This is a genomic window from Tardiphaga sp., from assembly GCF_044340795.1.
Lineage (GTDB): Bacteria > Pseudomonadota > Alphaproteobacteria > Rhizobiales > Xanthobacteraceae > Tardiphaga.
In genome coordinates, this window is sequence record NZ_JBIISY010000037.1 from 16,232 (window position 1) to 37,842 (window position 21,611).

General features: G+C 63.7%; 22 protein-coding genes. 9 read left to right on the forward strand and 13 right to left on the reverse strand.

The window, feature by feature from the left end:
- Positions 1-252: 252 nt before the first annotated feature.
- Together ACIQ17_RS08715 and ACIQ17_RS08720 are read right to left on the reverse strand one after the other, a co-directional pair.
- Positions 253-1,419: a muconate/chloromuconate family cycloisomerase gene (locus ACIQ17_RS08715; RefSeq protein ID WP_398467474.1), complete on the reverse strand. Its 1,167-nt coding sequence runs from the start codon at positions 1,417-1,419 to the stop codon at positions 253-255.
- A gap of 50 nt (positions 1,420-1,469) precedes the next feature.
- Complete coding sequence (locus ACIQ17_RS08720; RefSeq protein ID WP_398467476.1) at positions 1,470-2,468, reverse strand: Bug family tripartite tricarboxylate transporter substrate binding protein; 999 nt, start codon at positions 2,466-2,468, stop codon at positions 1,470-1,472.
- A 144-nt stretch (positions 2,469-2,612) separates the two neighbouring features.
- Here ACIQ17_RS08720 and ACIQ17_RS08725 point away from each other — a divergent pair, with 144 nt between their 5' ends.
- Positions 2,613-3,500, forward strand: a complete 888-nt coding sequence (locus ACIQ17_RS08725) for a LysR substrate-binding domain-containing protein (RefSeq protein ID WP_398467478.1) — start codon at positions 2,613-2,615, stop codon at positions 3,498-3,500.
- On the opposite strand, the gene ACIQ17_RS08730 is transcribed toward ACIQ17_RS08725, so the two are convergent.
- Positions 3,493-4,770 carry a serine hydrolase domain-containing protein gene (locus ACIQ17_RS08730; RefSeq protein ID WP_398467480.1) on the reverse strand — a complete coding sequence of 426 codons (1,278 nt, stop codon included), beginning with the start codon at positions 4,768-4,770 and terminating at the stop codon, positions 3,493-3,495. The genes ACIQ17_RS08725 and ACIQ17_RS08730 overlap by 8 nt on opposite strands.
- A 257-nt stretch (positions 4,771-5,027) precedes the next feature.
- Here ACIQ17_RS08730 and ACIQ17_RS08735 point away from each other — a divergent pair, with 257 nt between their 5' ends.
- From ACIQ17_RS08735 to ACIQ17_RS08755, 5 genes are read left to right on the forward strand one after another with little or no spacing between them, the layout of a single operon-like run.
- Positions 5,028-5,225: a nitrate reductase gene (locus ACIQ17_RS08735; RefSeq protein ID WP_398467482.1), complete on the forward strand. Its 198-nt coding sequence runs from the start codon at positions 5,028-5,030 to the stop codon at positions 5,223-5,225.
- A gap of 9 nt (positions 5,226-5,234) precedes the next feature.
- Positions 5,235-5,546, forward strand: coding sequence for a chaperone NapD (locus tag ACIQ17_RS08740; RefSeq protein ID WP_398467484.1), 312 nt, complete (start codon positions 5,235-5,237; stop codon positions 5,544-5,546).
- Positions 5,543-8,038, forward strand: a complete 2,496-nt coding sequence (gene napA, locus ACIQ17_RS08745; protein WP_398467486.1) for a periplasmic nitrate reductase subunit alpha — start codon at positions 5,543-5,545, stop codon at positions 8,036-8,038. Before ACIQ17_RS08740 ends, napA begins: the two co-directional genes overlap by 4 nt.
- Positions 8,011-8,505, forward strand: coding sequence for a nitrate reductase cytochrome c-type subunit (locus ACIQ17_RS08750; protein ID WP_398467488.1), 495 nt, complete (start codon positions 8,011-8,013; stop codon positions 8,503-8,505). Before napA ends, ACIQ17_RS08750 begins: the two co-directional genes overlap by 28 nt.
- The gene (locus ACIQ17_RS08755) at positions 8,502-9,197 is read left to right on the forward strand and encodes a NapC/NirT family cytochrome c (RefSeq protein ID WP_398467490.1); all 696 of its coding nucleotides are present in this window, start codon (positions 8,502-8,504) and stop codon (positions 9,195-9,197) included. The genes ACIQ17_RS08750 and ACIQ17_RS08755 overlap by 4 nt, the downstream gene beginning before the upstream one ends.
- Before the next feature lie 139 nt (positions 9,198-9,336).
- On the opposite strand, the gene ACIQ17_RS08760 is transcribed toward ACIQ17_RS08755, so the two are convergent.
- The 4 genes from ACIQ17_RS08760 to ACIQ17_RS08775 all read right to left on the reverse strand — a co-directional run bounded on the left by ACIQ17_RS08760 (position 9,337) and on the right by ACIQ17_RS08775 (position 13,727).
- The gene (locus tag ACIQ17_RS08760) at positions 9,337-10,314 is read right to left on the reverse strand and encodes a Bug family tripartite tricarboxylate transporter substrate binding protein (protein WP_398467492.1); all 978 of its coding nucleotides are present in this window, start codon (positions 10,312-10,314) and stop codon (positions 9,337-9,339) included.
- A 187-nt stretch (positions 10,315-10,501) separates the two neighbouring features.
- Positions 10,502-11,479: a Bug family tripartite tricarboxylate transporter substrate binding protein gene (locus tag ACIQ17_RS08765; RefSeq protein ID WP_398467494.1), complete on the reverse strand. Its 978-nt coding sequence runs from the start codon at positions 11,477-11,479 to the stop codon at positions 10,502-10,504.
- Positions 11,480-11,532: 53 nt separating this feature from the next.
- Complete coding sequence (locus ACIQ17_RS08770; protein ID WP_398467496.1) at positions 11,533-12,963, reverse strand: FAD-binding oxidoreductase; 1,431 nt, start codon at positions 12,961-12,963, stop codon at positions 11,533-11,535.
- Between the two features lie 14 nt (positions 12,964-12,977).
- The gene (locus ACIQ17_RS08775; RefSeq protein WP_398467498.1) at positions 12,978-13,727 is read right to left on the reverse strand and encodes a FadR/GntR family transcriptional regulator; all 750 of its coding nucleotides are present in this window, start codon (positions 13,725-13,727) and stop codon (positions 12,978-12,980) included.
- A gap of 301 nt (positions 13,728-14,028) precedes the next feature.
- On the opposite strand from ACIQ17_RS08775, the gene ACIQ17_RS08780 reads away from it, so the two are divergent.
- Together ACIQ17_RS08780 and ACIQ17_RS08785 are read left to right on the forward strand one after the other, a co-directional pair.
- Complete coding sequence (locus tag ACIQ17_RS08780) at positions 14,029-14,793, forward strand: SDR family NAD(P)-dependent oxidoreductase (RefSeq protein ID WP_398467500.1); 765 nt, start codon at positions 14,029-14,031, stop codon at positions 14,791-14,793.
- Between the two features lie 159 nt (positions 14,794-14,952).
- Positions 14,953-15,852 (forward strand): dihydrodipicolinate synthase family protein, encoded by a 900-nt coding sequence (locus tag ACIQ17_RS08785; protein WP_398467502.1) that lies wholly within the window; start codon positions 14,953-14,955, stop codon positions 15,850-15,852.
- Between the two features lie 108 nt (positions 15,853-15,960).
- Here the strand turns inward: ACIQ17_RS08785 and ACIQ17_RS08790 are convergent, their stop codons facing one another.
- Both ACIQ17_RS08790 and queC read right to left on the reverse strand, forming a co-directional pair.
- Complete coding sequence (locus ACIQ17_RS08790; RefSeq protein ID WP_398467504.1) at positions 15,961-16,710, reverse strand: hypothetical protein; 750 nt, start codon at positions 16,708-16,710, stop codon at positions 15,961-15,963.
- Between the two features lie 93 nt (positions 16,711-16,803).
- Positions 16,804-17,517 (reverse strand): 7-cyano-7-deazaguanine synthase QueC, encoded by a 714-nt coding sequence (gene queC, locus ACIQ17_RS08795; protein WP_398467506.1) that lies wholly within the window; start codon positions 17,515-17,517, stop codon positions 16,804-16,806.
- Positions 17,518-17,666: 149 nt separating this feature from the next.
- Between queC and mazG the strand changes: the two genes are divergently transcribed.
- On the forward strand, positions 17,667-18,479 hold the full coding sequence (gene mazG, locus ACIQ17_RS08800) for a nucleoside triphosphate pyrophosphohydrolase (protein ID WP_398467508.1): 813 nt from the start codon (positions 17,667-17,669) through the stop codon (positions 18,477-18,479).
- 9 nt (positions 18,480-18,488) lie between these two features.
- Here mazG and ACIQ17_RS08805 read toward each other — a convergent pair whose 3' ends face one another.
- The 4 genes from ACIQ17_RS08805 to ACIQ17_RS08820 all read right to left on the reverse strand — a co-directional run.
- Positions 18,489-19,580, reverse strand: coding sequence for an NADH:flavin oxidoreductase/NADH oxidase (locus ACIQ17_RS08805; protein WP_398467510.1), 1,092 nt, complete (start codon positions 19,578-19,580; stop codon positions 18,489-18,491).
- 27 nt (positions 19,581-19,607) lie between these two features.
- Positions 19,608-20,351 (reverse strand): SDR family NAD(P)-dependent oxidoreductase, encoded by a 744-nt coding sequence (locus ACIQ17_RS08810; RefSeq protein ID WP_398467512.1) that lies wholly within the window; start codon positions 20,349-20,351, stop codon positions 19,608-19,610.
- A gap of 77 nt (positions 20,352-20,428) precedes the next feature.
- The gene (locus ACIQ17_RS08815; RefSeq protein ID WP_398467514.1) at positions 20,429-21,214 is read right to left on the reverse strand and encodes an SDR family NAD(P)-dependent oxidoreductase; all 786 of its coding nucleotides are present in this window, start codon (positions 21,212-21,214) and stop codon (positions 20,429-20,431) included.
- Positions 21,215-21,250: 36 nt separating this feature from the next.
- Positions 21,251-21,611: ATP-binding cassette domain-containing protein (locus ACIQ17_RS08820; protein WP_398467516.1), on the reverse strand; the 361-nt coding region annotated here is incomplete at its 5' end.

Sequence of the window (21,611 nt, forward strand, 5' to 3'; positions counted from 1 at the left end):
CGGTGGCGAGCCTCGACGGGATACTGATTGGCAGGCCACTGGCGCGCTAAGAAAACCGACGCACAAGGCTCAATCACGTAACACGCTCAAAACACTAACCCATTTACATTCCATAATATACCTTATGCGAATAATGATATTCGTGTTGGGCGCCGGGCAGCTTGGTCTCTCCCAGTCCGGCAGCCATGCCACCGAACCTCCCCACACCCGGATCTCAAACTGACGGCTGTGACCGGGCCGACATCATCCGTCTCAGACGGCCGTCTTGCTTGAGATCCGCGGCGCAAATCCATCGCGCTGGAAGAATGCAACGCGGTCCATGTCCAGCTCGATACCGAGTCCCGGCGCGGTCGGGACCTCCAGGACAAAGTCGCGATATTGCAGCGGCGCCGCCAGGATTTCCTCGGTCAGCAGCAGCGGGCCAAACAGTTCGGTGCCCCAGGCGAGCTTGGGCAGCGTCGAGAACACCTGGGCCGATGCCGCGGTGCCGACACCGCCTTCGAGCATGGTGCCGCCATAGAGGCCGATGCCGGCCGCCTCGCCCACGGCTGCCATCTTGGCTGCGTCATACAGTCCGCCGGCCTGATTGATCTTCAGCGCGAACACGTCAGCGGCACCGCGCGACGCGATATCGAAGGCGTCCTTGATGCCGTGCAGGGCCTCATCGGCCATGATCGCCACGCCAAAACGGCCGCTGAGCCGCGCCTGGGCGCCACGATCGTCGCGGGACAGCGGCTGCTCGATCAGGTCCACGCCGGCGGCTTCCAGCGCCGGAATGCCGCGACGGGCGTCGGTCTCGCTCCAAGCCTGGTTGACGTCCACGCGCACGCTGGCGCGATCGCCCAAGGCCCGCTTGATGGCCGCCACATGCGCCACGTCGTCATTCACCGGCCGCAGGCCGATCTTGAGCTTGAAGATATTGTGCCGGCGCTCATCCAGCATGCGCTCGGCTTCGGCGATGTCACGCGTGGTGTCGCCGCTGGCGAGCGTCCAGGCGACGGGCAGCGTGTCATGCTGGCGGCCGCCCAGCAGTTCAGACACCGGTAGGCCCAGGCGCTTGCCGAGGGCGTCCAGCAGCGCCGTCTCGACGGCACATTTGGCGAAACGGTTGCCTTTGACCCGCCGCTTCACGTCGGCCATGACCGACGCGACGCGCGAGGCGTCCGCGCCGAGGATGGCCGGCGCGATATAGGTATCGACGGTGAGCTTGATGCCTTCGGGGCTTTCCTCGCCATAGCTGAGGCCCCCGATGGTGGTGCCCTCACCGACCCCGACCGTTCCATCCGAGCAACGGATCAACACGAGCACCAGCGTCTGGCTGTTCATCGTGTGCATGGACAGCTTGTGCGGGCGGATGGTCGGGACATCGACCAGGATGGTTTCGACGCCGTCGATCCGCGCCTGCACGTTGGTTGTCATTGCTCGTATGATCCTGTTGTCGGCCTGAAACTATGCGGGACGAAGTGGTGTCACTGGCTGCCGCGAATGCCGGCGGCGTCCACGATCTGCTTCCACTGGGCGTTTTCCTTGGCCAGATGATCCGCCAGTTCCTGGCGCGAGGACGCGATCACGCGGCCGCTGACATCGGCGAAGCGGCGCTGGACGTCCGGATCGGCCAGCACCTTGCGCAGATCGGCGCTGATGCGATCGGCAAGCGCGGGCGGCATGTTGGCGGGCCCGAAGATGGCCCACCAGTTGCCGAGCTCGAAGCCGGGCACGCCGGACTCGTCGATGGTCGGGACATCCGGCAGCGCGGCAATGCGGTTCTTGGTGGTGACCGCGATGGCGCGCAGGCTGCCGCCCTGCACCTGCGGCAGCGCGGTGGAGGCGTTGTCGAACATCATGTCGATCCGGCCCGACATGAGGTCGGTCAGCGCCGGCGACGAGCCGCGATACGGCACATGCGTAAGATCGACCTTGGCCTTCTGCCGGAACAGTTCCGCGGCCAGATGGAGCGACGAGCCGATGCCGGCCGAGCCGTAGGTCGCGCCGCCGGATTTTGCCTTTTCGTTAGCGTAAGCAATGAGATCGCGCGTGTTCTTAATGGAAGATGACGGCGCCACCAGCACGACATTCGGCGTTTCCAGGGCCAGGGTCAGCGGCGTCAGATCCTTCATCGGATCATAGGGCATGGACTTGAAGAGCCATGGATTCACGGCGACCGCGATCGAGCCGAGCACCAGCGTGTAGCCGTCGGGTGCGGCCTTGGCCGCGGCCCCGATGCCGATATTCGACCCTGCTCCGCCGCGGTTTTCGACGACCACCTGCTGCCCGTAAATCTGGCCCAGCTTCTCGGCAATGGTTCGGCCGATGATGTCCGCGGCACCGCCGGCGGCGAATGGCACGATCAGCTGGATCGGCTTGGTCGGATAATCCTGCGCGATGGCCGGATGTGCGGCCGAGAAGGCCAGGCCGGCGATCAGTGCGGCGCGCGCGGCGCCGGAGACGAACAAACGTCGAGACAACATGAGCAGGAATCCTCCCATCGGATCGGTTCGGGGCAGCAGCATTCCGCGCTGCTTCTGGCTGTTTCCGGGCGTCATTTGCCACGAAGATGGCAATAGGCCAATGCACTTGAAACTATCAATTCAATAGGAGATTATAATCGGATAATGGACCCGAGACGCCTCACCTATTTCTTGGCCGTCGCCGCTCACAGCCGGATGGCGAAAGCCGCCGAGGTGCTCGGAGTGGCTCAACCCACGCTGTCCCAGCAGATCCGCGCGCTTGAGCACGATCTCGGAACGGTGCTGTTCGACCGGACATCCCATGGCATGCAGCTCACGGAGACGGGGCGCGCACTGCGCGAACATGCCCAGCGCCTGATGGTGCAGACCGAGGCGGCGCGGACGGCCATTGCCGAACTCGAAGGCGGCATGACGGGCGTTCTCCGCGTCGGCATCATTCACACTTACAGCACCGCTTTCCTGCCCGGGATCATCGCGAGCTTCAGCCAGAAATATCCGGGTGTCCGGCTCAATGTGGAAGTCGGCAGTGCGGTTGGTCTGGAACAGCGCATTCTGGCGGGACATCTCGATCTCGCGATTGCATTCGATCCGCCCCAGAATCCCGATCTCGGCGCCGATCGCCTGTTCGAGGAACGGCTGGTGCTGTTGTCGGCGAAGTCGCCGGGCGAGGAGGAGCAGGCCTGCGTGTCGCTGGCATCTCTGGCCGACCGCCCTCTTGCGCTGCTGACGCCGAACTATGCCACGCGCCGGATTCTCGACGCGTCATTGCCTGCGGGCATGAATCTCAACATTTCGGTGGAGATGGATTCCGTGGAGGCGCTGATCGAACTGGCGAAGTCCGGCGGCCTGCCGACCATCCTCGCCGATCGCAGCCTCACCGGCCGGACGGATCTGGTCATGCTCCCCATCGGGCCACCTTGGATCCGTCGCTGCGGGGCGATCCTCTGGGACACCCACCGCTACCAGACCGCGGCGGTGCGCGCCTTCATGGACATCGCGCGCCTGACGACGCGGCGCGCCGTGGCTACCTGACGATCGCCTCATAGACCAGCGTCTTCAGGATCGGCTGGATGCGGCCGCGCTGGGTCGGTGTCTGCACCATCAGGATCATCACCATGTCATGGTCCGGATAGGTCCAGAAATAGGTGCCGGCCGCGCCGCCCCAGGCCATCTCGCCGATGAAGCCCGGCACGCCGTCTTCTCCTGGACCGACGCGCACACCGAAGCCGAGGCCATAGCCGAAGCCGGCACCGGGATAGTAATAGGCCCACGGCTTCACGTCGGTCGCCGGCGCGACCTCGTTCCTGCGCATCAGCGCGACCGTTTCGGGCTTCAGGATGCGCTTGCCGTCGATCTCGCCGCCATTGAGCAGCATCTGCAGGAAACGGGCATAATCGCCCGTTGTAGAGACGAGGCCGCCGCCTCCGGATTCCCATTTCCGCTTGACGGTCGGGTCGCTGATCGTCTCGTTGCCGATGATGCGATCGGTCGGCAAGGGCTGCGCGATGCGCGGCGCCTTGGCGGGATCAAGGACATAGTAGCTGGTATCGACCATGCCGATGGGGTCGAACAGATATTGCTTCTCGAAATCATAGAGCGACATGCCGGACGCGATTTCGATGACGCGCCCGAGCACGTCGGTGGAATGGCCGTAATCCCAGACGCTGGCCGGCTGGTAGGCAAGCGGCAGCTTTGCCAGGCGATCGGCGAAGTCACGATTGTCGAAATCACCCGCGAACAGATCGGCGCCGAGATAAAGCTCGGTGACCAGGCCGAGATTGGTGAAGGCCGAACTGATGCCGGACGACTGGCGCATCAGATCGAGCACCGTGATGGGCTTCAAGGCTGGCGAAAAATCGAGATACGTCTTGCCGCTGGCGTCGGTCTTTTCGGTGGCGACGCGGGGATTGGCAAAGGCGGGGATGTAGTTCGCTATGGGATCGTCGAGCTTCAACCGGCCCTTCTCCACCAGCACCATGGCGGCTGCCGACGTGATCGGCTTGCTCATGGAATAAAGACGGAAAATCGTGTCCCGCGTCATCGGTGCCATGGTGGCGGGATCGCGGACGCCAAAGCCCTGATAATAGACCGGTTTGCCGTGGCGCTGGATCAGCATGATGGCGCCGGCAAGATGGCCCTGCCCGACTTCGCGGTCGAGCATCTCGGTCACGCGCTGGAGGCCGTAGGGATAGAACTCGCCGAGATCGGGCGCCTCGGTGAGCAGGTCGGTACCGGCCGAAGCGGGCTGGTTGAGAGATATGGCGATACCGATGATCGCGAGCGATTTGCAAGATTGACGCAAGACTGCCTCTGGTTTGCCTCAAGACGCGTCGAGTCTAACACCGAGATATTTCAACGGCTTGTAAAAATCGGCCGAAATCGACGGCTGCATTTCTTGCGGCAGCACGGAGGCAGGCGCTCGGATTGCGCGCCGACGGTTGGTGGACGAGCTTTGACATAGCGCAAAGAAGGTCCGTGTTCGCTCGACGATAGTGCCCATGCTCTAGGCGACTCTCGCCTCTTCTCCAGGCATATGGCCGCTAACCGAAGGGGGAGCACATGGTGACGGACCAGAATATTTCTCCGCCTGATCAGGCACCCACGGGCAACAGCCGCATGTCGGAGTTGCTCGTCTTCCTCACCATCATTGTTTTCATCTGGCCTGTCGTCGCGGTCGGCGTCGTCGGCGGCTACGGATTTTCGGTCTGGATTTTCCAGATGTTCTTTGGCCCGCCCGGCCCGCCTTCGGTTCACTAGGACACGCACATGACGAACAAACTGACCCGACGCGCCCTGCTCACGGGCGCGAGTGCTGACGCGTCTGCACAAGACCACGACCACATCTCGAGCGCGGTGGTGTCGGTGCTGCCAGTTCATATGGAAGCGGTGTCCGCGCGATTGCTGGGCCTGCCCGGCGTCGAGATTCACCACCGCTCCGAACACAAGCTCGTCGCGGTGCTGGAAGGACCCGGCAGCGGCGCGCTGGGCGCGATGCTCGCCGAGATCTCGTCGTGGCCGGGCGTGCTGTCCGCCAACATGGTTTTCGAACAACGTCTCGATCAGGACAACGAACAATGACTCTTTCGCGGCGTGATCTTCTCAAGGCACAGGCAGCGGCAGTGGCGGCAGCGGCGGCCGGCATCAGCGTTCCGGCAGTGGCGCAGCCCGTCGCCAGCGGCGTCGGTTCGCTATCGATCAAATGGTCGAAGGCGCCGTGCCGCTTCTGCGGCACCGGCTGTGGCGTCATGGTTGGTGTCAAGGACAACAAGGTGGTCGCCACCCATGGCGATACGCTGGCGGAAGTGAACCGCGGCCTCAACTGCATCAAGGGCTACTTCCTCTCCAAGATCATGTATGGCGCGGACCGCCTGACCACGCCCCTGCTCCGCAAGAAGAACGGCGTCTATGACAAGACCGGCGATCTCACCCCCGTGAGCTGGGATGAGGCCTTCGACACCATGGCGACGCACGCCAAGGCGACGCTCAAGGAAAAGGGACCGAACGCGTTGGCCATGTTCGGCTCCGGCCAGTGGACGGTGCTGGAAGGTTATGCCGCCACCAAGCTGATGCGCGCCGGTTTCCGCACCAACAATTTCGATCCCAATGCACGGCACTGCATGGCGTCGGCCGCGGTCGGCTTCATGCGCACCTTCGGCATGGACGAGCCGATGGGCTGCTATGACGATTTCGAAGCTGCGGACGCCTTCGTGCTGTGGGGCTCGAACATGGCGGAGATGCATCCGATCCTGTGGACGCGCCTCACCGACCGCCGGCTGAACCATCCGCATGTGAAGGTCGCGGTGCTCTCCACCTTCACACATCGCAGCTCGGATCTCGCCGACATCCCGATGGTGTTCAAGCCGAGCACCGATCTCGCCATCCTCAATTTCATCGCCAACCACATCATCTCGACGAACCGCGTCAACATGGAGTTCGTCGACAATCACACGAGTTTCGTGAAGGGCACCACGGATATCGGCTACGGGCTTCGTCCGGAGAATCCACTGGAGCAGAAGGCGAAGGGTGTCGCCACGGCTGCCGCCACGACGCCGATCGACTTCGCCGCCTTCAAGGAGTTCGTGAAGGATTACACGCTGGAGAAAGTGTCGAAGCTGTCCGGCGTCGACCAGAACTATCTGCTCGAACTCGCCGAACTCTATGCCGATCCCAAGCGCAAGGTGATGTCGCTGTGGACCATGGGCGTGAACCAGCATGTCCGCGGCGTCTGGGTCAACCAGCTCATCTACAACATCCATCTGTTGACCGGCAAAATATCCGAGCCCGGCAACTCGCCGTTCTCGTTGACAGGCCAGCCCTCGGCCTGCGGCACCGCGCGGGAGGTCGGCACCTTCGCCCATCGCTTGCCCGCCGACATGGTGGTGACCAATCCGGAGCATCGCAAGCATACCGAAGAGCTCTGGCGCGTCCCGCCTGGCCTTTTGCCAGACAAGATCGGCTACCACGCCGTTGAGCAGGACCGCATGCTCCATGACGGCAAGATCAATTTCTACTGGGTGCAGGTGAACAACAATGTTCAGGCCGCGCCCAACAATTCCCGCGAGACCTATCCCGGCTATCGCAACCCCAGCAACTTCATCGTGGTGTCGGACGCCTATCCGACGGTGACCGCGATGTCGGCGGACTGCGTGCTGCCTGCGGCCATGTGGGTGGAGAAGGAAGGCGCCTATGGCAATGCCGAGCGGCGCACCCATGTGTGGCGCCAGCTCGTGGATCCGCCGGGCGAGGCGCGGTCCGATCTCTGGCAGCTGATGGAATTCTCCAAGCGCTTCACCACGGACGAGGTGTGGCCTGCCGCCCTGCTCGACGCCAATCCGGCCTTCAGAGGCAAGACGCTGTTCGATGTCCTCTATCGCAACGGCCAGGTGGACAAGTTCGCGACCAGCGAGATTCCGTCCGACTACAGCAATCACGAATCCAAGGATTTTGGGTTCTACGTCCAGAAAGGCCTGTTCGAGGAATACGCTTCGTTCGGTCGTGGCCACGGCCACGATCTCGCCCCCTGGGACATGCTGCATCAGGTGCGCGGCATGCGCTGGCCCGTGGTGGACGGCAAGGAAACCCGTTGGCGCTATCGCGAAGGGCTCGACCCCTATGTGAAGCCGGGCAAGAAGGTCGAGTTCTACGGCAACAAGGACGGTCGCGCGCGCATCCTCGCTGTGCCTTACGAGCCGGCCGCTGAATCGCCGGACAACGAATACGATCTCTGGCTGGTGACCGGCCGTGTGCTGGAGCACTGGCATTCCGGCTCCATGACCATGCGCGTGCCGGAACTTTACAAGGCCTTCCCCGGCGCCCGCTGCTTCATGCATCCCGAAGACGCACGCGCGCGTGGCCTGAACCAGGGCGCCGAAATCCGCCTTGCGTCGCGACGTGGCGAGATCCGCACGCGTATCGACACCGCCGGACGTAACCGGCCGCCGCGCGGCGTGGTGTTCGTGCCGTGGTTCGATGCGAGCCAGCTGATCAACAAGGTCACGCTGGATGCGACGGACCCGATCTCCAAACAGACGGATTTCAAGAAATGCGCGGTCAAGATCGTTTCGGTGTAAGCGCCATGAAAGCCCTCCTTGCAGCCATCATCGCCGGCGCCACGGTGCTGGTCTCCGGTGCGATCTACGCGCAGTCGACGCAGTCGGCGGTGCAGATCGTGCCGCGCGTCACCGGGGCGGCGCAGCCGATGTCGGACGTCCCTGCCCCGGCGCTGCCGCGCGCCATCACCGACGATAAGCGGGTGATGCGGAATTATCCGGAGCAGCCGCCGGTGATCCCGCATTCCATCGACAACTATCAGCTCACGCTGAAGGCCAATCGCTGTCTCGAATGCCATCGTCGCGAATTCACCGAAGGCTCGGGCGCGCCGATGATCAGCGTGACCCATTTCATGGATCGTGACGGCCAGATGCTCGCCGATGTGACGCCGCGGCGCTATTTCTGCACGGCCTGCCACGTGACCCAGACCGATGCGCGGCCGCTGGTCCAGAACACCTTCACCGACATGAAGGAACTCGGCAGATGAGGTTCGTGAAATGGGTGCTGGCGAAACTGCTGTGGTTCTGGCGGATCGCCAGCCGGCCGGCCACGCATATCAGCCTCGGCGTGCTGGCGCTGGGCGGCTTTCTCGGCGGCGTGATTTTCTGGGGCGGCTTCAACACCGCGCTGGAAGTGACCAATACCGAGAAATTCTGCACCGGCTGCCACGAGATGCATGACAATGTGTATCAGGAACTGCAGCGCACGCCGCATTTTGCCAACCGTTCGGGCGTCCGCGCCACCTGCCCGGACTGCCATGTGCCGCACAACTGGACCGACAAGATCGCCCGCAAGATGCAGGCGTCGAAGGAGGTCTGGGGTAAGATCTTTGGCACGATCTCGACGCGCGAGAAATTTCAGGACAAGCGCCTGGAGCTGGCCAAGCATGAATGGGCGCGGCTGAAGGCGAATGACTCGCTGGAATGCCGCAACTGCCACTCGGCGATCGCGATGGATTTTGCCAAACAGGCCCCGCGGGCTGCGGCGATCCATGCGAAGTTTCTGGTTACTGGCGAGCGGACCTGTATCGATTGCCACAAGGGCATCGCGCATGAGCTGCCGGACATGACGGGGATCGAGCCGGGCTGGAGTGCTCCGGCCGAGCTGCGCGATCGCCACAGCTACCACTCACCGGAAGCGGATATGCTGTCGAAGTTCCTGGCTTCGGTGAAGAAGTAACCTCTTACTTGTCCCGGACGCGGCGCGGCATTCTTATGCCGCTCCGCAGAGCCGGGACCATCGCGAACGACGGCGTTTGATACGGTCCCGGCTCTGCGGAGCAACGCTACGCGTTGCACCGCGTCCGGGACAGAGGATCTCAGTTCATCGAGATATTCGCCTTCTCGATGACGCCCTTCCAGCGCGACGTCTCGCTGGCGATATACTTTGCGAATTCCGGACCATCGACATCCATCGCCACGGCACCGAGTTCGGAGATCTTCTTCTTGGTCTCCGGCTGCTGCATGAAGGCACGGATCTCGGCCGAGAGCTTGTCGGTGACCGCCTTCGGCGTGCCGGACGGCGCGATGAAGCCATGCCAGGCGACGGCCTCGAAACCCGGCAGGAACTCGGCGACCGCCGGCAGGTTCGGATCGAACTCGGCGCGTTTCGGCGTGGCGGTTGCCAGCATCGCGAGCTTGCCGCCCGTGACGTGCGGCAACAGCAGCGGCACGTTATCGAAAGAAAGATCGATCTGGCCGCTGAGCAGATCCGGCATCATCTGGCTCGAGCCCTTATAGGGCACATGGACCATCTTGGTGCCGGTCATCTGCTGGAACAGTTCGCCGGCGAGATGCTGCGAGGTCCCCGGCCCGGCCGAGCCGAACGTGACCTTGCCGGGATTGGCTTTGAGATAGGCGACCAGGTCGGGCACCGTGCGCGCAGGAATTTTGTTCGGATTCACCACAAGCACATTGGGGACCATGCTGACCTGCGCGATCGGCACGAGGTCCTTCTCCGGATTGTAACTGAGCTTGGCACCATAGATGGTCGGATTGATCGACATCGCCGACGTACTGGCGATGCCGAGCGTGTAGCCGTCAGGCTGCGCCTTGGCGACGCGGGTGACGCCGATGATGCTGCCGGCGCCGCCGACATTTTCGACCACGATGGTCGCGCCGAGCTTCTTCTGCAGATGTTCGGCCACCATACGGCCGAGGATATCGGCGGTGCCGCCCGCCGAGAACGGGACGATGGTGGTGATGGCGCGGCTGGGATAATTGGCATCCTGCGCTGATGCAGGTGCAAGCGTGCCAAGCGTGAGGCAGGCAGCCGTCAGGATCGAGGGCAATCTCATGGGGCGTTCCTCCAGTGGGTTTGATCGGCCCCGTTTGCGGGTGCTCGATTTCGGGTGATGCACCACGCGGAAAGCGTGATGCGTCATTTCGTAGCCCGGATGAAGCAAAGCGCAATCCGGGGACCGGCGAACTGCCGAAGCTCTGCTTCCCGGATTTCGCTACGCTCCATCCGGGCTACATCAGAGTTTAATTCATCGTGACGTTGGCCTTTTCCATCACGGTCTTCCAGCGTGCGGTCTCGCTGGCGATGTATTTGGTGAACTCATCCTGCGGCACGGCGACGGCGACAGCGCCGAGTTCGGACATCTTCTTCTTGGTTTCCGGCAGGCTCATGAATTCGCGCACTTCGCTCGACAGCTTGTCGACGATCGGCTTCGGCGTCGCGATCGGAGCGATGAAGCCATGCCACGCGACGGCTTCGAAACCCGGCAGGAATTCGGCGACGGCCGGCACCTTGGGATCGAACTCGGCGCGCTTCGGCGTGGCGGTGGCGAGCATCGCCAGCTTGCCGCCGGCAACATGCGGCAGCAGCAGCGGGACGTTGTCGAAGGCGATGTCGATCTGGCCCGAGATCAGGTCGGTGACCATCTGGCTGGAGCCCTTATAGGGCACGTGGATCATCTTGGTGCCGGTCATCTGCTGGAACAGTTCGCCAGCGAGATGCTGCGAGGTGCCCGGGCCCGACGAGCCGAAGGTCACCTTCTCCGGATTGGCCTTGATGTATTCGATCAGCTCCGGAACGGTACGCGCCTTGATGCGGTCCGGGTTGACAACGAGCACGTTCGGCACCTGGCTCACCTGGGTGAAGGCGACGAGGTCTTTCTCCGGCTGGAACTGGAGCTTGCTGCCATAGAGCGACGGCGCAATCGCCAGCGGCGAGGTCGAGGCGAGACCGATCGTGTAGCCATCCGGCTGCGCCTTGGCGACGCGGTTGACGCCGATATTGCCGCCGGCGCCGCCCATGTTCTCGACCACCACCGTGGCGCCGAGCTTCTTCTGCAGGTGCTCGCCGACCATGCGGGCGATGATGTCCACGGTGCCGCCGGCCGCGAATGGCACGACGATGGTGATCGGCTTGGTCGGATATTTCGCGTCCTGGGCATGGACCGAGCCGACGGCGCTGAGCGCAACGGCGGCGGCCATCAGGATGGATTTGATTGTCATGGGTCGTCCTCTTCTCGAATTTGATTCTAGTTCAGCAGTCGAAGCTGCGGCGATCACTGCGCCGGCAGCACCTTTCCGGGATTCATGATGTCGTGGGGATCAAGCATCGCCTTGACGCTGCGCAAAAGCTTGAGCTCGACCGGCTTGGCGACGCGGCCGAGGCGCTCGCGATTGGCGATGCCGATGCCATGCTCGGCGCTGATGCTGCCGCCGAGAGCCGCGGTTTCCTCGTCGACGATGGTGTTGATGCCGAGGATGGTCTCGGCGATCTCGTTCTTCTGGTCCTGCTTGAAGCCGGGAATGATCGCGAGGACGTGGATATTGCCGTCGCCGATATGGCCATGCATCACGATGCGCGCATCCGGGCGATACGCTGCGATGCGCTTCTCGACCTGCTTCACGAAAGTCGCCTGCTGCGACAGCGGCACCGCGCTGTCATGCGAGATGACATAACCCGCGGCTTTGCTGCCTTCGGAGACGCTGTGGCGGATCTTCCAGAAGGTGGCCGCCTGGGTCTCGCTGGAGGCGACCAGCGCATCGGCGATCAGCTCGCGCTCATAGGCGTTGCCGAGCATGGCCTCCATGGCTTCGTTGAGATCGACGGTCAGCAGCGTGTCGACCAGCTCGATCAGCACATACCACGGCGTATCCAGTTCGAACGGGATCGTCACCAGCGGCAGGTTTTCGGCGATGACGTCGATCTGGCCGCGCGACATCACCTCGAAGGCGCCGAGGCGGTCGCCGAGATCGGTGCGTGCCTGAGCAAGCAGGTCGAGCACGGCATCGATGCTGTTGAGCTTGACGAAGGCCACTGCCCTCGCCCGCGGCTTCGGGAAGAGCTTGAGGACCGCACCGGTGATGATGCCGAGCGTACCTTCGGCGCCGATGAAGAGCTGCTTGGTGTCGAAGCTGGTGGAGTCCTTGCGCAGCGCCGTCATGCCATCGAGGATCTCGCCATCGGGCATGACCACCTCCAAGCCGAGGCAGAGTTCGCGCGTGGTGCCATAGCGCAGCACGGCGGTGCCGCCGGCATTGGTGGAGAGATTGCCGCCGATCTGGCAGGAGCCTTCGGCGCCCAGGCTGAGCGGGAACAGGCGATCGATATCGTCGGCAACCTTCTGGATGTCGGCGAGGATGCAGCCGGCATCGACGGCGATGCTGTCACCGAGGCGGCTGACGCTGCGGATCTTGTTGAGGCGATCGAGGCGCAGCACGATCATGGGGCGATCGCCGAGCGGCGTCGCGGCGCCACACATGCCGGTATTGCCGCCTTGCGGGACGATGGCGATGCCGGCAGCGACGCAGGCCTTCACGACGTCGGAGACTTCCTGCGTCGAGCCGGGCTTCACCACGGCCAGCGCGCTGCCATGATAGCGGCCACGCCAATCCACCACATAGGGCTCGAAATCGCCGCCGGGGCCGATGATGTAGCGGTTGCCGACGATGCCGGTGAGCGTGGCAAGAAATGTCGTGTGGTCGGTCAAATTACTCTCCTCGTCTACCGGAACGAGAGATCGAGCAAACGGCCTTCGAACAGGCGGTCGCGCGAGGTCTCGAGATGGAGACGCATGGCCGTGCGCGCTGCCTCGGCGTCGCGGTCACGGATCGCTTCAAAAATGCTGCTGTGTTCCTCGAACACCGCTTCGAGACCCGGCTGCGGGCCCATCAGCGACTGGCCATGCAGCTTCATGCCGACGGCGACATGGTCCTTCAGCGCGTTCAGCGAGGTCGCGAAGTAATGGTTGTTGGTCGCCTCCGAGATCGCAAGATGGAACGCATAGTCGGCGTCCTCGCGATGCTTGCGATGCTTCGTCGCCTCGCGCAGCAGGCCGAGCGCGGCCTCGATCTGAACGAGATTGTCGTCACTGCGGCGGAGTGCTGCGAAATGCGCGGCATCGCCTTCCATGCTGATGCGGAATTCGAAGCAGCGCTGGATGTCGGCGATGGTCTCGACGCGGGCGAAGCCGATTTGCGGCGCCTTGGCGCGCGCTTGCACGAAACTGCCGGAGCCCTGGCGGGAATAGATCAATCCATCCTCGCGCAAGCGGCCGAGCGCTTCACGCAGCACTGGGCGCGAGACGTCGAAAATCCCTGCCAGTTCGTGTTCGCCGGGAAGCTTCTGGTCCGCCGCGTAGTCGCCATTGGCGATGCGCTCGGCAAGTTCGCCATAGACCCTGTCGACCAGGGACGCGCCGGCATTGCGCGGGCGTGGCGCATCGGGGTGTTCGCTGGAATCGATCGGCTTCATCATCAAGTCGGACCGCGGCTCACAGGGCGACGCGGAAGTTTCATTCGAAAACCCGATCGATCCGATCGGCCTTTCTTAGAAACATTTCCTCGCCAGGTTGCGGCGAACATGAGAGGGCGCGCTCAACTTGTCAACATGTCAAACATGCGCACGGACAATGACAGTATGTGTACCCTCCTGTTTTAAAACGGAAATATTGTTTGAGTTGGTCAAAAGTCGTATTGCGGCGCACAAAATCTGACAACTTGTCAGGTTGCAAAAATCGTGGTCGAACGCTGGCAACATTCGAAAGGATTTCTGCGTGACCAACGGACTGAACGGCAAAGCCATCGTGATCATCGGCGCGAGCTCCGGCATCGGCGCGGCCGTGGCGAAAAAATTCGGCGCGCTCGGCGCCAACCTGATCGTGCACTACAACGGCAATCCCGAAGGCGCGCAGGACGTGGTGGCCGGCATCCAGGCCGCCGGCGGCAAGGCCGATCTGGTCCGCGGCGACGTTTCGGAACGCGCGGAAGCTGCGCGCGTGATCGACGAGGCGCATGCCAAGCTCGGCCGCATCGACGTGCTGATCAACAATGCCGGCGCTATGTTCGGCCGCACCTCCATCGCCAATGCCACCGACGAGCAGTATGACGATGTGATCGACCTCAATATCGGCTCGGTGTTCTTCGCCTGCCGCAAGGTTGCCAAGATCATGGAAGCGCAGCGCTCGGGCTCGATCATCAACACCACCTCGGTCGCCGCCCGCAATGGCGGCGGCGGCGGCGCCGGCCTCTACGGCTCGGCCAAGGGCTTTGTCTCGACCATCACCCGCGTGCTCGCGAAGGAACTGGCGCCGTTCAATGTGCGCGCCAATGCGGTGGCGCCGGGCGTGATCATGACGCCGTTCCATCAGCGCTACTCGAATGCCGAGCAACTCGAAGCCTCGCGCCAGACCATCCCGCTCGGCCGCATCGGCACGCCGGAGGAATGCGTCGGCGCCTACCAGTTCCTGGCCGATGAAAGCATGAGTGGCTACATCACCGGCCAGGTAATCGAGGTGAATGGCGGCCAGATCATGCCGTAAGGCCGCGTCTCGAAGGATGGCGGCAAGCTCTGAGATCCAGCATCTCATGGTTCGAGACGGCGCTATGCGCCTCCTCACCATGAGGGGCTGAGTAAATGACTGCACGTTGAACGAAAAGCAGGGGATCTCCCCTCAAAACTTCAGAGAAAGAGCCCGACGATGACAGCCCCCTTCCCCTCCGGCGTCTATTGCGCAGCCACCACGCCCTTCAACGCCGATCTCTCGGTGGATCAGGGTCTATTCACCGCGCACTGCCAGCGTTTGCTGGATGATGGCTGCACCGGCATCGCGATGCTTGGCACCACCGGCGAAGCCAATTCGCTGTCGTCGGCCGAGCGCAAGTCGCTGCTGGAAGCCGTGGTGAAGTCAGGCATCGCGCCGACAAAACTGCTGCCGGGCACGGGCGTGGCGTCGATCATGGAGACGGTCGAGCTCACCAAGCATGCTGTCGCCAACGGCGTGGAAGCTGTCGTGATGCTGCCGCCGTACTACTACAAGGGCGTGTCCGACGATGGCATCGTCGATGCCTATACGGCGGTGATCGAGCGGGTGAACGATCCGCGCCTGCGCGTTGTGCTGTATCACATCCCGCAGATGTCGGCGGTGCCGATCTCGCTCGACGTCATCGATCGCCTGCGCAAGCGCTTCCCCGAGATCGTGACCGGCATCAAGGATTCCTCCGGCGATTTCGCCAATATGAGCGCCATCGTCGAGCGCTTTCCCGGTTTCTCGGTGCTGGTCGGCGCCGATCCGCTGATGATCAAGCTGCTGCCCATGGGCGGCGCCGGCTGCATCACCGCGACCTCGAACCTGGTCGGCGGCGATCTCGCCACGGTGTTCAACGGCTACAACGATCCGGCCAAGGCGGCAGAGGTCGCAGCGGCGCAGGAGCGTATCGTGGCGGGCCGCAATGCGGTGTCGAGCTATGCGCAACTGCCGTCGCTGAAGGTGCTGCTGGCCAAGCGCTACGGCAACGACGGCTGGCTCCGCGTGCGTCCGCCGCTGGTGGGACTGCCTGCTGCGGAAGCGGAAGCAGTTCGCGCATCGTTCGCCGCTTAAACGCTGTGCCGTAGGGCGGATTAGCGAAGCGTAATCCGCCGGCCGAGTTCATAATTGAAACTCCGCGGCGGATTACGGCTTACGCCTAATCCGCCCTACGGCTGAGCCTCACAAATGCGGCTCGCGCAGCTTCGCGCCGCCTTCCGGCGGGAAGCGGATCGTGGTGCCGATGGTGATCCAGTTGGAATCCTCGCCGGTGATGTTCCGGCCATAGATCAGATCGACCGAGAACGTCTCATTCGGCCGATAGCGGATGCCGGTCTGCAGCCTTGGCTGGATCACGCTCGGCATGTCGGCCCGGCCCGCCTGCCCGTACAGCTCGATCGTGTATTGCAGCGTATCGGTGAATTTCCAGTCGAAGCCGATGCCATATGTGAAATAGTGCCAGTCATTGACGCGATCCCATAGCCAGCCGGCATTGAGATTGATGCGCGTGGTCTCCGAGAAGCGCCAGGTCGCCGGAATTTCGGCGAACACAGCAGTGTTCTGGCCGGTGACGGCATCGAAGGTCATGCTGCCGAGCACCGAGACACCGAACTTGCCGATGCCGGTCGGCTCGAAATTGTATTTTGCCTTGGGGGCGATCGTGGTTGAGTAATCACCGCCGGACCGGCTGTAATTGGTCAGCGCGCTGAGCTCGACGGGCTCGCCGAGATCGACCACGCAGGACGGATTGGCGATGGCCGCGAAATCCGTATTCGTCGCCATCGAATACCAGTTCTCGACCTTGCAGGAGCCGAGTTCGGAAATATCGGCAGCATCGACGGCATAAGCGCCATTGGCGGCGGACGCTGGTTTCGGGCCGGCGAGCAGCGCGGCGACCAGACCGGTCGCGCAACAAGCCAACACTCGTCCCAACAGCTTCCCCATGGCAAAGGCTTAGCTGAGTCGCGCGCTGTCGAGCGGTAATTTCGCGACGGATTGTCGCGTCGGGCCGTAGGGCGGCTGAGCTTAAGCCGCGCTCGCCTTGAACTCCCGCCAGCCCTTCGCGCGCAATTCGCAGGCCGGGCACTTGCCGCAGCCATAGCCCCAGTCGTGCAGCGCGCCGCGCTCGCCGAGATAACAGGTGTGGGAGAGTTCGCGGATCAGGTCCGTCAGCGGCACGCCGCCGAGATCGTTCGCCAGCCCCCAGGTCGCGGCTTTGTCGAGCCACATCAGCGGGGTGTGCAGCTGGAAGTTCTTCGCCATGCCGAGATTGAGCGCACTGTTGAGCGCCTTGATGGTGTCGTCGCGGCAGTCGGGATAGCCGGAATAGTCGGTCTCGCACATGCCGCCGACAATGTCGGTGATCCCACGCCGATAGGCCAGCGCGGCAGCGACGGTCAGAAAGACGAGATTGCGGCCGGGCACGAATGTGTTGGGCAGGCCGTCGGCACCCATCTCGATGGCGACGTCGCGGGTCAGCGCGGTCTCGGAGATGGATGCGAGTGTCGGAATGTCGAGGGTGTGGCTGTCGCCGATCTTCGCGGCCCAGCCGGGGTTGATCGCCTTCATGCCGTCGATCAGCTTTGCGCGGCTGTCGAGCTCGACGGCGTGGCGCTGGCCGTAGGCAAAACCAAGCGTCTCGACGCGGGCAAAGCGGTCCAGCGCCCAGGCGAGGCAGGTGGCGGAATCCTGGCCGCCGGAGAACAGGACGAGGGCTGTGGAAGTGCGGGTGTCGGTCATAGGGTGGCAATATCACTCCGGGCGCGATGGTGAAAGTTGCGCTGTGCCGTAGGGCGGGTTAGGCGAAGCCGTAACCCGCCGGCCGAGTTCATGGCTGAAACTCCGCGGCGGATTACGCTGCGCTAATCCGCCCTACGACCGGAGCCTGCATGACCCCTTCCCGCGACATCACCCGCCTGCTCGAGATCATGGCCGCGCTGCGCACGCCGGTGTCCGGCTGTCCGTGGGACCTGGAACAGGATTTCGCGAGCATCGCGCCCTATACGATCGAGGAGGCCTATGAGGTCGTGGACGCGATTGCGCGGAACGATCTCGACGATCTCTGCGAGGAGCTCGGCGATCTCCTGCTGCAGGTCGTGTTCCACGCGCAGATGGCGTCGGAGCAAGGCAAGTTCGATTTCGGCGATGTGGTGACGGCAATCACCAGAAAGATGATCCGCCGGCATCCGCATGTGTTTGCGGATGCAGATGGCAATGTCACTGCAGGCCATGTGAAGGGGGTCTGGGATCGCATCAAGGCCGAGGAGAAGGCGGAGCGCGCGGCACGGCGCGGCGAGAATGTCGCCGCCCCAGCCTCGCTGCTGGCCAGCGTGAAAGCGAGCCAGCCGGCGCTGGCGCAGGCTTTGGCACTACAGGCCAAGGCGTCCACCGTCGGCTTCGACTGGAACGATCCGCGGGCGGTGCTGGCCAAGATCCGCGAGGAAGCCGACGAGATCGAGGCAGCGCTGGAGCGCGGCGATCAGGATCACATCGCGGAAGAAACCGGCGACCTGATGTTCGCGCTGGTGAACCTTGCGCGGCATGTGAAAGCCGATCCGGAAATGGCGCTGCGCGGCACCAATGTGAAATTCGAAAAGCGCTTCGCCTATATCGAGCGGGCATTGCAGGCCAAAGGCCGGACGGTGCAGGACGCGTCGCTCGCGGAGATGGACGCGCTCTGGAACGAGGCAAAGGGGAAGTAACCCCTGCGCCTATCGCGCGCGATTGCGCATGGACGGATGCGACCGCGCATATTGCGACGGGAAAGCCGCCTGTTGCTCCATCTTCTCCGCGGCGTGCCAGGCCCAGCGCGGGTCGTACATCATGCCACGACCGAGCGCGATCAGGTCGGCAGCGCCATCGGCGAGTATCTCCTCGCCATGCGGGCCATCCTCGATCAGGCCGACCGCCATGGTGGCGATGCCGGCCTGGTTGCGGATCGCCGCTGCGAGCGGCACCTGATAGCCGCGCGCCGGCGTGATCTTCTGTTCCGGCACGATGCCGCCGGATGAAGCGGTGACATAGTCGCAGCCGAGTGCTTTGAGTTCTTTTGCGAACGCAATGGAGTCCTCGATGGTCCAGCCGCCATCGACCCAGTCGGTGGCGGAGACGCGCACGCCGAGCGGCAGATGCTCCGGCCATGCCGCGCGGATCGCGGCGAAGACTTCCAGCGGATAGCGCATGCGATTGGCGAGCGAGCCGCCATAGTCGTCGGTGCGATCATTGCTCATGGCCGAGAGAAACGAGTTCAGCAGATAGCCGTGGGCGCAATGCAGCTCGAGCAGATCGAAACCGGCCTGCTGCGCCCGCTGCGCGGCCGAGACATAGTCGGCCTTGAGCGCGTCCAGCCCGGCTGCATCGAGCGCCTGCGGCATGCGCCGGCCGGGATAGGGAATGGCGGATGCGCTGACGGTGTCCCAGCCGCCGTCGTCCGGGCCGAGTTCGGTGCTGCCAAGCCACGGCGCCAGCGCTGATCCCTTGCGACCGGAATGGGCGAGCTGGATGCCGATCCTCGCGCTGCCATGGCTGTGGGTAAAATCGGTCACGGCGCGCAGGCCGGCGATGTGATCGTCGGACCACAGGCCGAGATCGCCGCGGCTGATGCGGCCGCAGGGCTGCACGGCCGCCGCTTCCATGATGATCAGCCCGGGACCGGACACCGCGAATTGGCCGATATGGACGAGATGCCAGGGACCGGCAAAGCCGCCCTCGTCCGCGGAATATTGCGCCATCGGGGACACGACAATGCGATTGTCGAGGTCGATGCCGCGCAGCTTCAGCGGCGAAAACAAACGTGACGTCATCGGAAAAGTGCTCTCGGTCGATAGGCGTCAGCGCAGATGCGTGCCGCCATTGATGTCGAAGATCGCGCCGGTGGCATAGCCGCTGCCGGGGCTGCACAGGAACACCGCGGTCGCTGCGATTTCCTCTGCCTTGGCCATGCGCTTGAGCGGATACAGCGAGACATCGTAGCCCTTGCCGTCGGTCATGGCGGTCTCGACCGGGCCCGGCGCAATGCCGTTGATGAGCACGTTGCGCGGCGCGGACTTGCTAGCCAGCCAGCGGGTGAAGGAATGGATGCCACCCTTGGCGAAAGCGTAGTGCGGGCCGGTGCGCAGGCCGCCCATCCAGCCGGCGACCGAGCCGCACAGCACCACCCGGCCCTCGCCGGCCTCCATCATGCCCGGCACAAAGGCGCGGGTGAGATTGATCGGGCCCTTCACATTGGCGCGGATGACGCGGTCGAGGGCTTCTTCCCAGTCCGGCGCCATCCAGTCGTCATGCGGGGCGATCGCCGCGGTATCGACGAGGCCATAGACGGGGCCGACCTGTTTCGCCACGGCTTCGACATCAGCGCGCACGCCCGTATCGAGGCTGAAGATTTCCGAACGATCCGCTAGCTCCGCGCCCACGCGCTCCCGGATGCGATCCTTGCCGACGATGTCGAGCAGGACCAGCGTGGCGCCCTGCTTCGCTGCGAGTTTTGCGGTCGCGCTGCCGATACCGCCGGCGGCGCCAGCGATCGCGATGCGGCGTCCGGTCAGGTCGAAGGGGGATCTATCGGCAGAGGTCATGATGCGTTTTCCATGATGTTGGCGCGTCCCCGCGTGCTCTCGGCAGAGCGGCCGTCAGGGGGGCTTGGCGATGCGGTTCAGCGCGCGGCGGGCACGCCGCCATAGGTCGTCAGATGCGAACTGGCGAGCCAGCCTGCATCGACGGGCAAATTGATGCCGGTGATCGCCGACGCATCGTCCGACAGCAGGAAGGCCACGCCGCGTCCGATCTCTTCGGGATCCACCATGCGGCCTAGGGCGGAGCCCTCGGTCAACAGGCGCTTGTCGCGCGTGCCGCGTTCGATATTGGCCAGCACTGGCGGCGTGCCGACATAGCCCGGCGAGACTGCATTGACGCGGACGCCCGAGCGCCCCCAGTCGGCAGCAAGACAGGCGGCCATATGCACCGCCGCGGCCTTGGACGGCGCATAGGCATGCAGCGGCGCGGTGCGCGTTGCCGTGACGGAGCCGGTGATGACGATGCCGCCGCGGCCGCGTTTGGTCATGCGCTTGCCGGCGGTGATGCAGGATACATAGACGCCGCGCAGATTGGCCGCGATGACCTTGTCGAATTCCGCCAGTGGCAGCTCTTCCGAACGGCCGCCGGACTGGATCACGCCGGCATTGGCGAACAGCGCCTCGATGGGGCCGAGCCGTGCCTCGATATCGGCAAAGGCGGCTTCGGTGGCGTGTTCATCGGCGACGTCGAAGGGGACGGATTCCGCCCCGATCTTCGCAGCAGACTCCGCATTGGCCTTGGCGTTGATGTCCGAGATCACGACGCGCCAGCCGCGCTCGATCAGCACAGTCGCCGTTGCCAGACCGATGCCGCTAGCGCCCCCGGTCACCACGGCAATGCGGCCGCGTCCTTCGTCTCGTTTCATCATCGGTCTCCTATTCCCAGTTTCTTGTTTGCGCGGTCAGACCGCGAGATAGCGCTGCTTGATCTCTTCGTTGTGGCGCAGTTCGTCGATGGTGGCGCGATAGACGATCTGGCCCTTGTCGATCACCGTCGCATGCGTCGCGATGCCGAGGCAGAAATGCATGTTCTGCTCGGCCAGCAGGATTGTCACGCCCATGCCGCGTAGCGTCTTGATGAGATCGCCGATGGCCTGCACGATGATCGGCGCGAGGCCCTCGCTCGGCTCATCGAGCAGCAGCACATCGGGATTGCCCATCAGCGTGCGCGCGATGGTGAGCATCTGCTGCTCGCCGCCGGAGAGACGGCCGGCCATGCGCTCCTTCATGGTGGCGAGGATCGGGAACACCTCGTAGATACGC